The sequence below is a fragment of the Pseudoalteromonas sp. SG43-8 genome (assembly GCF_014164245.1).
Lineage (GTDB): Bacteria > Pseudomonadota > Gammaproteobacteria > Enterobacterales > Alteromonadaceae > Pseudoalteromonas > Pseudoalteromonas distincta.
Map to the genome: position 1 here is coordinate 335902 of NZ_JACJEX010000001.1, position 13764 is coordinate 349665.

7 protein-coding genes and 1 pseudogene are annotated in these 13764 nt (G+C 39.7%); 3 read left to right on the plus strand and 5 right to left on the minus strand.

Annotated features, from left to right (window positions below):
* From H5122_RS01595 to H5122_RS01605, 3 genes and pseudogenes are all read right to left on the minus strand, one after another.
* Positions 1–1314 (minus strand): annotated as a pseudogene (locus tag H5122_RS01595) (ABC transporter permease).
* Between the two features lie 3 nt (positions 1315–1317).
* Complete coding sequence (locus tag H5122_RS01600; RefSeq protein ID WP_004335374.1) at positions 1318–2028, minus strand: ABC transporter ATP-binding protein; 711 nt, start codon at positions 2026–2028, stop codon at positions 1318–1320.
* A gap of 42 nt (positions 2029–2070) precedes the next feature.
* Positions 2071–3324, minus strand: coding sequence for an efflux RND transporter periplasmic adaptor subunit (locus H5122_RS01605; protein WP_182681080.1), 1254 nt, complete (start codon positions 3322–3324; stop codon positions 2071–2073).
* Positions 3325–4022: 698 nt separating this feature from the next.
* Here H5122_RS01605 and gltB point away from each other — a divergent pair.
* From gltB to H5122_RS01620, 3 genes are all read left to right on the plus strand, one after another.
* On the plus strand, positions 4023–8480 hold the full coding sequence (gltB, locus tag H5122_RS01610; RefSeq protein WP_182681081.1) for a glutamate synthase large subunit: 4458 nt from the start codon (positions 4023–4025) through the stop codon (positions 8478–8480).
* A 9-nt stretch (positions 8481–8489) separates the two neighbouring features.
* Positions 8490–9905, plus strand: coding sequence for an FAD-dependent oxidoreductase (locus H5122_RS01615; protein WP_004335378.1), 1416 nt, complete (start codon positions 8490–8492; stop codon positions 9903–9905).
* Between the two features lie 784 nt (positions 9906–10689).
* Positions 10690–11712 carry a GGDEF domain-containing protein gene (locus H5122_RS01620; protein ID WP_366499892.1) on the plus strand — a complete coding sequence of 341 codons (1023 nt, stop codon included), beginning with the start codon at positions 10690–10692 and terminating at the stop codon, positions 11710–11712.
* Between the two features lie 13 nt (positions 11713–11725).
* Here H5122_RS01620 and H5122_RS01625 read toward each other — a convergent pair whose 3' ends face one another.
* Together H5122_RS01625 and recN are read right to left on the minus strand one after the other, a co-directional pair.
* Positions 11726–12049 carry a hypothetical protein gene (locus tag H5122_RS01625; RefSeq protein ID WP_004335381.1) on the minus strand — a complete coding sequence of 108 codons (324 nt, stop codon included), beginning with the start codon at positions 12047–12049 and terminating at the stop codon, positions 11726–11728.
* Between the two features lie 32 nt (positions 12050–12081).
* Positions 12082–13755: a DNA repair protein RecN gene (recN, locus tag H5122_RS01630; protein WP_039487455.1), complete on the minus strand. Its 1674-nt coding sequence runs from the start codon at positions 13753–13755 to the stop codon at positions 12082–12084.
* Positions 13756–13764 lie beyond the last annotated feature (9 nt).

Genomic DNA, 13764 nt, shown 5'->3' on the forward strand with positions numbered 1-13764 from the left:
TTATTGGCTCTTAAGATAAATAGCAGGATTGGTTTTACACACTAACCAAGCTGGGTATAAACCAGCTAAAATGCAGGTTGTAATTGCAATCAATGGGGCGCTAAATAGCATGGTTAAATCCATTGTCGCTAAGTTTTCATAGTAGTCGTAGCTTTGCCCTACGCCCATTAAACCAAGTTGTGCTAGTACAATTCCTAGCATGCCACCTATAAAGCCAAGCATGGCGACCTCAACTAAGTGCTGTAAAAATATTTGCCTTTTACTAGCACCTAATGCGCGTCTTACACCTACTTCTGGCGCTCTGCGTAAAAACTTAGCTAAAAGTAAACCTAAAATATTGGCTAAGCAGACACCTAAGAACATAAAGCTCAGGCCCACTAAAATTTTATTGTCTTCGGTGACGACGTTGTTGTATTGCATCCATTGGTTTACATCGCGAAGTTTATACTCAAGTTCTTTACGATTAAATCGACCACGTTTTTGTTGTTCTTGCATATAGGCTAATAAGTAATTTTGATAGGCTTGTTTTTGTTCAAGCGTATTTAGCTCTGCCCAAAACTGGATCCATACTTGTTCAGATTGCAGTTTATCTGCAAAGGTTGGTGTGTTTTCGTGTTTCCATCCATTGCTATTGCCCCAACTTACTAGCTCTTTTGTCTTTATTAAGCTAAAGGGCATAAATAACTCTTCTACTTGATTAAATGCACCGTTATTTAAATCATAATATTTAATATTGAGAGGTCAATGGTTAATAACACCAACTACTTGATAGCTTGCATCATCTAAGTAAATCAGTTCTCCGACAGAGTTTTTTCCAGCAAATAGTTTATCGTTTATCTCTTGGGTAATAACAACCACAGGTGCGGCAGAGTCTTCTTGCTCTTTGCTCCAAGCCCCCCCGTATAAAAATGACAAATTAAACATGCTAAAAAAGTCAGGCGTTGTCATGCGAGCATTACCTATAAAAGGTTTTATTTTGTTGGAGTCTAGATAAACTGAAAAGCCGGTACGCATCATAGCCACTTTTTTCTCTGGCGTGGGTGCGTTTAATAAGTTCTCAGCATCTTGATAGGTCAGTTGCAGTGGCATGTTATCTTCTGTCCACCACGTACTACCATCGTCCATTGTTTGTAATTGCACACTGTAAAGTTGGCTGCTTTTTTCTGGGACAGGATCGGCCGACATCATGTGATAAACACTAAGGCTGGTCATTGTTATGCCTATACCTATCGCAATGGCCAGTACCATTAAAAAGCTAACCAGTGGGGTGCGTTTGAAGCTGCGCCAACTTAAATCTAAATAATGAATAAACATTAGTTAAACCCCCGATGCTGTTTTTATAGTTTGCGCGCCTTGATAAAGTGTAAAGTCGGCAAGTTGCCCATCAACTACTTGAATATTACGCGGAGCACGGCGGGCTAATTCGCTATCATGCGTTACCATTACAATAGTGGCACCGTCGCGATTGATTTGTTCAAGTAACTCCATAACTTGGCGAGCCATTAAGCTGTCAAGGTTACCTGTTGGCTCATCGGCAAGTAAAAAACGAGGTTCACCAGCAAGCGCACGGGCTATTGCCACACGTTGTTGCTGGCCACCAGAGAGTTGTTGAGGTAAGTGTTTAGCGCGAGATGCTAAACCAACTTGTTCAAGGCATTGCTCAATTCGACGTTTTCGCTCATTTGCTTTAATCCCTCTGTAGCGAAGAGGAACTTCTATGTTTTCATATAAATTTAAATCGGGGATTAAATTAAAGCCTTGGAATATAAAGCCAATTTTTTGATTACGTAAATCAGCACGTTGGTTATCGTTTAGGCTGCCAACATTAACGCCATCCAACAGGTACTCACCTTCGTTAAAAGGCTCGAGCATACCTGCAATATTTAAAAAGGTTGTTTTCCCTGAGCCGCTAGGACCAGTAACAGCAATAAATTCGCCTTCGTTTACTTGCAGGTTAAAGTCTCGAAGCGCATGGGTTTGTACCATTTCTGTTTGGTATACTTTACTTACGTTGTTCATTTGTAACATGGTTGTTCCTAATTATTTTTAGCGTTGGTTGAGAACGTCTGTTTAATTTAATAAAATCGTATCGGCTTGCTTAAAGTCGCTGTAGCTTGAAATAATAATCTCATCGTTTTCTTTTAGTCCGCTCAAAAGCTCAACCGCATTAATGCTGGTGGCGCCTATTGTAATAGGTATACGCTTTGCAATATTGCCTTCTACCTTATAAGCAAAAGTTCCGCCTTGCTGCATAAAAGCGCCGCGTTTTACCTGCATTACACCTTCTCGGTTGTCGAGTAAAATACGTGCAGTTAAGCGTTGGTTTTGACGGATGTTGTTAGTAACACCTTTAAATCGGACGCGTGCTGTTACTTCACGATTATTAACTTCTGGGGATATGGCGGATAAATTCCCCATCACTGTTTCATTGCCTAACTTAAGCTCTACTTCCATACCGAGCCCTAATTCGTTTGCATAACTTTCAGGTACTTGGAGTTCCGCTTCGAAATTACTTAAGTCGACGAGTGTCATAAGAGGTTGGCTTTGTGTCACAGCGGCTTTTTGTTGCACAAGTAGGTTACCCACGATCCCAGTAACGGTAGCCTTAATAGATAGGTTGCTTACTTTTCTGATTAAGTCATCAACAATAAGTTGTTGGCGGGTCACATCACTTTTAGCAGCTTGTAGTTCAAAGGCGAGCGTGTCTTTGGCAAGCAGTACCTCTTGTTGTGCATGTTTATATGAGAGCTTTGCACGTGATAAATCATCAACTGCTTTTTCAAGATCAATTTGGCTAATTAAGTGTTGTTGTATTGATAACTGCGCGCGACGATTTTCGCGCTCAGCGGCGTTAAGCTCAACTTGTGCCATATCGAGTGTTTTATTTAAGGTGAGTGTTTGGCGTCTTGCTTGCAAATGCTGCCTTTGCTGCTCGCCTTGTAGTCTTTTAAGTACAGACTCCTGTTGCTTTAATTCGTTAGTTAACTCAGGGCTTTGCAGCAGGGCAAGTGTGTTGCCTTGCTTTACTGTATCGCCGGCCTTTACTTTTAAATCTATAAATCCACGTTCTGGACTGTAGATTTTAGGAGCATTAGCAGCAACAATTTTACCACTGGCGGCAATATCTCGAATGAGCGCTTTAACATGTACTTTTGCAACCTGTACTTTTGAGCGGCTAATAGAGCTTTTAGCGCTATGGTTAGTTAAAAAAATATAAGCAACTGTAGAGACCACAATGAAAACAATCGCAGTGATTATCGCGTATTTTTTATAGCTTATAGGTGCCTTTACTTGTACGTCTTGTGCGCTGGTATCTTTAATCATTTAATTCCCCCTACATTGCTTTTATGTATTTTTCGCACAGCATTAATAAAGCTGCTGTGCAAATGGCGGCAATAGGAGAGAGCAAAAATAAGCTTAGAGTAAACATAGTAATTCCAATTAGCGATTATATGTAAAGCTATACGATTAATATGCCAACTATTATCACATTGATATTAAAGTGCTTTTTATTTTTTGTTCTTGAAAATGATGTCCGCGGACAGTTTTTATGTCCGCATCGGACACCGCTTTAAATAAAAATTCACTATTAATGTACAAAAAATGACATGAACTTTCATAACTATACTAATGAGCAGCAATAATCGGGGATGTTAAGCCATTAAAGTAATGAAATAGCATAAAACTATCTAAATGTTAACTGAATAGCCCTTCATTAGTTGAATACTTATTCACTTTTGCTCACCTTTACGTTTACGTAAGCTGCGACTTTGGGCGCTTGTGTTTTTTACAATATGTTAAACTTGACACCAGTGTCATGAAAAAATAGTGGTTAAAATAACGCTAAATGTTAAAAATAATGATAAAAAGAAATCTTGCTATGAAGTGAGAAATATTCAAGAATGTGAATATGTATTCAAAGTGCTATTGACTCTATTTAAGATAGAGGCTAGTTTTGTCCGTCTGTTAGCAAATCGTCGAGCAGTTCATCCACGCTAACAGTGCAGCAAGGGGAGGGGTCTATGTTATACGACTCAAAGTTAGAAAAAGAAAATTGTGGCTTTGGCTTAATAGCCCAAGTTAATGGTCAAGCTAGTCATAGGCTTATTCGTACTGCTATTACGGGGCTTGATCGCATGCAGCACCGTGGCGGTATATCTGCCGATGGTAAAACAGGTGATGGCTGTGGTTTATTATTACAAAAACCAGATAGCTTTTTCCGTGCAATTGCCAGTGAACATAATTGGCACTTAGGCAAAAACTACGCAGTGGGTATGATATTTTTAAATTCAGATCCTGTTTTAGCACAAGCTGCAAAACAAATACTTAGCGAAGAATTAGAAAAAGAAACGCTAAATATTTTAGGCTGGCGTGTTGTACCAACCGACCCATCTATGTTGGGTCCTATTGCTGTACAGCAATTACCAGGTTTTGAACAAATTTTTGTTAGCGCGCCAGAAGGTTGGCGTTCTAAAGACTTAGAGCGTCGCTTATATGTAGCACGCCGCCGCGCTGAAAAGCGCATTGTTGATGATGAAGCTTTCTATATCGCAAGTCTATCTGGTTTGGTAACTATCTATAAAGGCTTAATGATGCCTGCGGATTTACCTAATTTTTACCTAGATTTAGCTGATATTCGTATGACGAGTGCGATTTGTGTTTTCCATCAGCGCTTTTCTACTAATACTCAGCCGCGTTGGCCTTTAGCTCAACCTTTCCGCTATTTAGCACACAATGGTGAAATTAATACTATTGAAGGTAACCGCCAGTGGGCACGCGCACGTTCTTATAAGTTTGCGTCACCGCTTATTCCTGATTTACAAAGCGCAGCGCCGTTTGTAAACGAAACCGGTTCTGATTCATCAAGCCTAGATAATATGCTTGAGCTATTTTTAGCAGGCGGCATGGATTTATTCCGTGCTATGCGTATGCTCGTGCCGCCTGCATGGCAGAAAAACCGTGCAATGGACGACGATTTACGTGCATTTTACGACTTTAACTCTATGCATATGGAACCATGGGATGGCCCGGCAGGTATTGTTATGTCGGATGGTCGTTTTGCGGCGTGTAACCTTGACCGTAATGGACTTCGCCCAGCACGTTATGTAATTACACAAGATGGTTTTATTACGCTTGCATCAGAAGTGGGTATTTGGGATTACACTGCGGATGAAGTGGTTGAAAAAGGCCGTGTTGGTCCAGGTGAATTATTAGTTATTGATACTAAACTTGGCAAAATCTGGCACTCGGATGAAATCGATCAAGATTTAAAATCTCGCCATCCTTACAAGTCATGGCTTGAAGAAAACGTTAAACGTTTAGTTCCATTTGAAGAACTTACTGAGCAAGACGCCGGTAATCGCTCATTTGATGACGAAACGCTAGTTAAATATCAAAAAATGTTTGGTTATACCAACGAAGAGCTTGATAGCGTTATTCGTGTAATGGGTGAAAACGGCCAAGAAGCGACAGGCTCAATGGGTGATGACACGCCATTTGCTGTGCTTAGTGAAGGGCATCGTTCACTTTATGATTACTTCCGCCAAAAATTTGCGCAAGTAACAAATCCACCTATCGATCCACTACGTGAAAACCATGTAATGTCGCTTGCAACCTGTATTGGTAGTGAGCAAAACGTATTTAACGAAACAACGGGCCACGCTAAGCGCCTACAGTTTGATACACCAATTTTAATGTACGCAGACATGCAGCAGCTATTAAATGCTGATGAAGCGCACTACAGCTACTGTAAAATTGATATTACCTACACAGTTGAAGAGGGTTTAGAAAACGCGGTTACGCGTATTTGTGACCAAGCACAAGAAAAAGCAGCTGCGGGCTGTATCATGCTTATTTTAACTGACCGTAACTTTGATGTAATAAATTTACCAATTCCAGCAGCTATGGCTGTAGGTGCGGTACAAAAACGCTTAGTTGATAACAACTTGCGCTGTGAATCAAATATTATCATTGAAACTGGCAGCGTGCGAGATGCGCACCAGTTTGCTGTGCTATTAGGTTTTGGTGCTACGGCAATTTATCCATACCTTGCGTATGAATCGTTAGTTGCGATGAGCGACAGCAAAATTATTGATAAGTCGTATTGCGAAGTGACCCTTGCTTATCGTAAAGCCATTAATAAAGGCTTATACAAAATTATGTCTAAAATGGGCATAAGTACGGTTGCGTCTTATCGTTGTTCAATGTTGTTTGAAGCGGTGGGATTATCTGATGCGATTATTGAAATGTGCTTTAAAGGCGTTGCAAGTCGTATACAAGGTGCATGCTTTACTGACTTTGATGAAGATCAGCAAAGTTTGCACAAACTTGCTTTAAGTAAGCGTAAATTATTAAGCCACGGCGGTTTATTTAAGTACGTTCACGGTGGTGAGTATCATGCTTATAATCCAGATGTTATTCAAACCCTGCAAAAAGCGGTTCGTTCAGGTGATTATAAGGACTACAGTGCGTACGCTGATTTAGTTAATAATCGTCCAATAGCGACTTTGCGCGATATGTTAGCGCTTAAACTACCTGAGCAAGGTATAAGCATCGATGAAGTAGAGTCTGCAGAAAACCTATACAAGCGTTTTGACTCAGCAGCAATGAGTATTGGTGCGTTATCACCAGAAGCGCATGAGGCGCTAGCAATTGCAATGAACCGCTTAGGTGGTTGTTCAAACTCTGGTGAAGGCGGTGAAGATAAACTGCGTTATGGTACAGAGAAAAACTCGCGTATTAAACAAGTCGCTTCAGGTCGATTTGGAGTAACGCCTCATTACTTACGCAGTGCTGACGTTATTCAAATTAAAGTAGCGCAAGGTGCAAAACCAGGCGAAGGTGGACAATTACCGGGTGAAAAAGTAACGCCGTATATTGCTAAGCTTCGTTATTCGGTACCAGGTGTTACGTTAATTTCGCCACCACCGCATCACGATATTTACTCAATTGAAGATTTAGCACAGCTAATTTTCGATTTAAAACAAGTAAACCCTAAAGCACTTATTTCTGTAAAACTTGTTTCAGAGCCTGGTGTGGGAACCATTGCAACAGGTGTTGCTAAAGCATATGCCGATTTAATTACTATTTCTGGCTACGACGGCGGTACAGGCGCAAGCCCACTTACTTCTGTTAAATATGCGGGTAGCCCATGGGAGCTTGGACTTGCTGAAACACAGCAAGCACTAGTTGAAAATGGCCTTCGTCATCGCATTCGCCTGCAAACAGATGGTGGCTTAAAAACAGGTTTAGATATTATTAAAGCAGCAATTTTAGGTGCTGAAAGCTTTGGTTTTGGTACTGGTCCAATGGTTGCCCTTGGGTGTAAATACTTACGTATTTGTCACTTAAATAACTGTGCGACCGGTGTTGCAACACAAGACGAAACACTTCGTCAAAAGCATTATCACGGCTTACCAGAAATGGCGATGAACTACTTTAAGTTTATAGCGCAAGAAGCGCGTGAAATTATGGCTAGCCTAGGCGTTGCAAATTTAACTGACTTAATTGGCCGTTTAGATTTATTAGAAGAAATTGAAGGCAAAACTGCAAAGCAGAAGAAAATTGATTTATCGTCTGTTATTGCTCAGCCGAACAACCCAACTGGCGAAACACTGTATTGTAGTGCGCCTAACAGTTCGCATTACCTAGGTAAGTTAAACGAAAGTTTATTAGCTAAAGCGCAAGAGGCAATTGATACGTCAAGCGGTATCTCGCTTGTGAGTCGTATTTGTAATACTGACCGCTCTGTAGGTGCAATGCTTTCGGGTTATATTGCTGATAAACACGGTAATCAAGGTATGGCGGCAGACCCAGTAGCAATTGAATTACACGGTACGGCGGGTCAATCGTTTGGTGTTTGGAATGCCGGTGGTCTTGAAATGACATTGGTTGGCGATGCTAACGATTACGTAGGTAAAGGCATGGCTGGTGGTAAGTTAGTGATTCGTCCACCACTTGGCTCATCTTTTGAAAGCCATAAAGCAACCATTGCCGGAAACACATGCTTGTACGGCGCTACAGGCGGAAAACTGTTTGCAGCGGGTTGTGCCGGTGAGCGCTTTGCAGTTCGTAACTCAGGTGTGCAAGCGGTTGTTGAAGGTGTAGGTGACAACGGTTGTGAATACATGACCGGTGGCGTTGTGTGTGTACTTGGTAATGTAGGTGTTAACTTTGGCGCGGGTATGACTGGTGGTTTTGCTTATATTTTAGATGAGCGAAATGATTTTGAAAAACGCATTAATCCAGAGCTTGTAGAAATAGTAACACTAGACGAATTAACGTCGCATCAAGAACATTTACGCGGCTTAATTGCTGAGCATTTAGAGCTTACGGGTTCGTGCAGAGCAGAAAGCATTTTAGCTAACTTTGAACTGTACTTACCGATGTTCAAATTAGTAAAACCAAAATCAAGCGACGTAAAAAGTTTACTCGGGCATCGCGCTCGCAGTAGTGCCGAACTACGTGTTCAGGCGCAATAAGGGGGCAGTATGAGCGAAAATGTATATCAATTTATAGACGTGCAGCGTGTAGACCCACGCAAAAAACCAATCTCGTCACGTAAAAAATCTTTCGTAGAAATTTACGAACCCTTTTCAGAGAATCAGGTTAACTCACAAGCTGATCGTTGTTTAGATTGTGGTAACCCGTATTGTGAGTGGAAGTGCCCAGTACATAACTACATTCCACAATGGTTAAAGTTAATACGCACAGGTCGTATTATAGAGGCAGCAGAGCTTTCTCATCGTACAAATAGCTTACCAGAGGTTTGTGGGCGTGTTTGCCCACAAGACCGTTTGTGTGAAGGTTCGTGTACATTAGATGAAGAGTTTGGTGCGGTTACAATTGGTAATATTGAAAAATACATTACCGATGAGGCATTTAAAATGGGCTGGAAGCCTGATATGTCTTATGTAACTTGGACCGACAAAAAAGTAGCTATTATTGGTGCAGGCCCAGCTGGTTTAGGGTGTGCTGATATTTTAGTTCGTAACGGCGTAAAACCAGTAGTGTTTGATCGTCACCCAGAAATTGGCGGACTACTCACGTTTGGTATTCCTTCTTTTAAACTTGAAAAAGAAGTGATGCAAAAGCGCCGTGAAATTTTCACTGAAATGGGCGTGGAGTTTAAGTTAAATGTTGAAGTAGGTGTTGATATTACGCTTGATCAAATTTTAGCTGATTACGACGCCGTATTTTTAGGAGTTGGTACGTATCAAAGTATGCGTGCAGGTCTTGAAAATGAAGATGCACCAGGTGTTCACGATGCACTCCCGTTCTTGATTGGTAACACTAACCGTGTAATGGGCTATGACGAGACTAAGCAGCCGTGTATTGATATGGCTAACCAAAAAGTAGTTGTACTTGGTGGTGGTGATACAGCGATGGACTGTGTGCGTACGTCTATTCGTCAAAACGCTGCAAAAGTAACGTGTGCTTATCGTCGTGATAAAGAAAATATGCCTGGTTCTAAACGTGAAGTTAAAAACGCCAAAGAAGAAGGCGTTATATTTACCTATAACGTTCAGCCTAAAGGCATTGTATTGAACGATAAAGGTAAAGTAACTGGCGTTAGAATGGTTAAAACTAAATTAGGCGAACCTGACGCAAATGGCAGAAGTCGTGCTGAAGAAGTACCTGGTTCAGAGCATGTGATAGAAGCTGACCAAGTTATTATGGCATTTGGTTTCCAGCCTCACAAAATGGATTGGTTAGAAAAATACGATGTAGAAATAAATCACTGGGGCGGCATTAATGCACCAGAACAGGGTGAATTTACACATCAAACAACGAACCCTAAAATATTTGCTGGTGGCGATATTGTGCGTGGTTCAGATTTAGTGGTAACCGCTATTTTTGAAGGACGTAATGCTGCAGAAGGTATTATGGATTACTTAAAAGTTTAATTGTTCGTATTAATAAAATAAATAAGAAGCAAGCCAACTGGCTTGCTTTTTTTATTGTTTTATTCGAATGTAATGTCAACGTAGTTAGCCACAAACGGTATTATATTAATATCACCTGTAGCATAGCTTTCTTTAGCGACACCTTGAGTTTTTACCTTTAGAGTACTACCAAGAGGGATTATTATGCTTTAGTGTGGGTGAGCTTGTTTCGAGCTAAATACGGATGCTTAGGGCATCTATTAAGCAGCCTTGAGGGTTAATTCATACATCAAACTTTACGCTTTACTTAACCAACACAAGGGTACAGGCATATACTTATAGCAACTCGATTTTTTTGGATTTTCAGTAGTACTAGCTAACGTTATTTGGCCATAATCTGTAGCTTCTTTTGTTGCTTAATATGCTATAACTCTTGTTTGCATCGTTGTATAAATACTTTGATTTGAAGAGTTAATTGATTGGTTGCTTGGCTCAATACATATATACAGTACCGTTAACACCATCTTTAACTACGTGTGTTATATCACTACTTTAACTATTACTATTAGTGCGGGTAGTGTGGGAATAAAAAAGTAAACTTATTTATTTTTTAACCCTTAATATTATTGCATTATCCCTAACAAAGGTAAGTAATGGTTAAAGTATTCGCTTTTATCAACCCGAAATAACTAATCTTAAGAGTTGATTTAAATATAAAGTTGGTCCATTATCGCACGCTGTTTACGGTTTGCTTACTTTTTGTCTACAAGTAAGCTTTTATATATTAATAAAATAAATAGAAATTATGTACGAATATTCAAACAAGTCGGAAAGGAAACTCATTGTTCGATTCTTCTCTTCAATAGGGTTTATAGCAACGTTTTCTATGGCTAGCTTAGCATTTATTAATAGCAGTTATTTATTAGCGTGTACCTTGGTGGTTTCTTCGTTTGTCTATTTATTGGCATTTAGCATAAGTAGGGGAGTAGAGAAGTCAGGCACTATAATTTTATACAACCTTTATGCACTAATGTTTTACCTAGTCCTCACTGGTGGAGCACAAGGAACAGGGCCTATATGGATATTCATAGTGTCTCCTGTTACTTATTCAATACGCGGACTTAAGCGAGGTACATTTGATATAATTTTGTTTTTATTAGCGATTGTTTTAGGCTTTTACTGCGCTGATACATTCAATATATATGACTATAGTCCGGAACAGTTTCCTATCAGAATTATACTCGCTTTTATAATTGTCGCGTCGCTGAGTGGCTACTACGAGTTTTCAAGAGAAAAATACAGCAGTAAAATAATTGCTTTGAGTCAAAAGAATGAATTTTTAGCAACTATAGATCCACTCACCAACCTGCCAAACCGTCGCTATACCATGAATAAGCTTGTGGCTTTTAAAAGTGAGCTGAAAGATAATAATACTCCCTTTGTAATTTTATTAGCTGATGTAGATAATTTTAAAAAAATTAATGATCAATTCGGCCATGATTTTGGCGATGAAGCACTTATTCAGTTAGCTAAAACCTTTGATAAAAGTATTCCAAAAAATGCGATTGCATCACGTTGGGGCGGAGAGGAGTTTTTAATTGTTATCCCAAATGCAACAGTTGAGCAGGGGGAGCAAGTTGCAGAAAAAATCCACAACGCCCTTAAAGCTTCAGCTGTGAGCTTATTTTCAGATAGTACCAATATTACGCTAAGTATTGGTGTTATCTCTGCAAGTGCCGAACGCTCAATTGATCTTGATATCAAGCGTGCTGATGAACTACTTTATAAAGCAAAAGCGCAAGGTAAAAACAGAACGTGTTCTTCTTAAAAGTTTATCTACTTTAATCCATTGAAAACGAATCAAGTGATGGCTTTATTTTAGCCTTTCTGCGCTTTACGCTCATGTAACACATTGCATTACAGGCAATCTGCATTGTAATTAATAGCCAATAACTGATGCCTAAGTCACTTAGGTTATTTATTTTTTCGCTAGTAAAGTAATAGGCTACGGCGATTATCTGAAGAACTAAAAAGCTATTTAAAAACCTCAGTAAACGCTGTTTAAAGTAAGTATGCTTATATTTACTAAAAATTATTAAACAGCTGCTTAGCGCTAATAAAAACCAACTTAAAATGATACAAAAATTAACTAAAGTACTGTGCATTATTTAATCCTTCAAAGCTCTATTAACCAATATTAGGCATGGGCCATTATTAGTTCTTTAGCATTCGCTTTAGCTGTTTTACTAATATTATCACCACCAAGTAAGCGAGCTATTTCATTAATACGACCATCTTTATTCAAAGGCAGCATATGAGTGAACGTTTCGCCTTGTGCTATTTCTTTAGCTACAAAAAATTGTTGGTGTGCGCTACTAGCAACTTGCGGTAAATGAGTAACACAAATCACTTGAGTAGACTTACCTAACTGGCGCAATAGTTTGCCTACGGCTGATGCTGTAGGGCCAGAAATACCTACATCAACTTCATCAAAAATAAGCGTTGGGGTTGTTACTTTTTGGGCAATAATTACCTGTATAGCAAGGCTAATTCGCGAAAGCTCACCACCTGAGGCTACTTTAGCTAACGGCTGAAGTGGCTGCCCCGGATTAGTTGATACTAAAAACGACACATTATCGTACCCTAAGCTATTAGGTGCGCGGCTACTCTCTTGAGTTAAAGCTATTTCAAATACACCGTTTTCCATCGATAAATTAGCCATGCTTTCACTTATTAGTGTGTTAAGTGTATTAGCATACTCATAGCGACTTTTACTTAGTTCATCGGCAGCTTGCTTATAACTAAGTAACGCGCTTTCTATTTCTGACTCTAGTTGCTCCAGACGATTACTATTATTACTTATTGACTCAAGCTCCTGAGCAATCGATTGATGAAACTCAACTAGCTGCTGTGGTTTTATGTGATGCTTACGCGCTAAATCCATCGCACCGCTTAGTCTATTTTCTACTTCACCTAAACGAGCAGGATCTAAATCTGCTTGCTCAGTATAATTTCGAACTTCACGGCTTGCTTCTTCAACTTGTACTGCGGCTTCACTAAGGAGGGCTGCTACGCCCGCTAAGCTTTCGTCGTATTGAGCCAGCTCAGCGAATTGTTGGGCACTGTGCTGCAGCATTGAACAAGCATTTTGTTCATCACTTTCATATAAATATTGTAATTCACGTTGGCACGATTCTAATATTGTTTGGCTGTTACTAAGTTTGTAATGCTCGGCCTCAATTAAATCAAACTCACCTTCTTGTAAGGCAAACTCATCGAGCTCTGCAACTTGGTATTCTAACAATTGTTTTTGCGCTGCTTGTTGCTGCTGTTGTTGTTCTAAATGTTTAAATTCTTTTTGTAAGTTAGCAAACTGTTTATAGTTGTTATTTACATCATTTACTAAGTGGTGATGCCCTGCATAGGCATCTAAAAGCTGTAACTGATGCTCAGCTTTTAATAAGTGTTGGTGGGCATGTTGTCCATGAATAGATATTAAATATTGACCAAGTTCTTTTAATTGTGATGCGGTAACGGCACTGCCATTAATATAGCTTTTACTGCGTCCATTTTTGCAAACAACACGACGCAATAAACATTCATTATCGTCATTGTTTAGCATATGTTGCTCTAAAAACGATTGAGCTAGCGGTAAATCTGTTAGGTCAAATTGAGCGCATACTTCTGCTTTATCAGAGCTTGGGCGCACTGCTGATGCTTCAGCTCGTTCACCTAAACATAATGATAGCGCATCAATAGCAATAGATTTACCAGCACCTGTCTCGCCAGTGATCGCGGTCATACCGCTGCGCCATTCTGTGCTTAAATTACTAACAATTGCAAAATTTTTAACTTCTAAACCAATTAACATACTGTTTAT

Bases quoted from the DNA above. Each gene is read 5' to 3' on its own strand.
- H5122_RS01600 (WP_004335374.1), bottom strand. From the start codon at position 2,028: ATGTTACAAATGAACAACGTAAGTAAAGTATACCAAACAGAAATGGTA.
- H5122_RS01605 (WP_182681080.1), bottom strand. From the start codon at position 3,324: ATGATTAAAGATACCAGCGCACAAGACGTACAAGTAAAGGCACCTATA.
- gltB (WP_182681081.1), top strand. From the start codon at position 4,023: ATGTTATACGACTCAAAGTTAGAAAAAGAAAATTGTGGCTTTGGCTTA.
- H5122_RS01615 (WP_004335378.1), top strand. From the start codon at position 8,490: ATGAGCGAAAATGTATATCAATTTATAGACGTGCAGCGTGTAGACCCA.
- H5122_RS01620 (WP_366499892.1), top strand. From the start codon at position 10,690: ATGTACGAATATTCAAACAAGTCGGAAAGGAAACTCATTGTTCGATTC.
- H5122_RS01625 (WP_004335381.1), bottom strand. From the start codon at position 12,049: ATGCACAGTACTTTAGTTAATTTTTGTATCATTTTAAGTTGGTTTTTA.
- recN (WP_039487455.1), bottom strand. From the start codon at position 13,755: ATGTTAATTGGTTTAGAAGTTAAAAATTTTGCAATTGTTAGTAATTTA.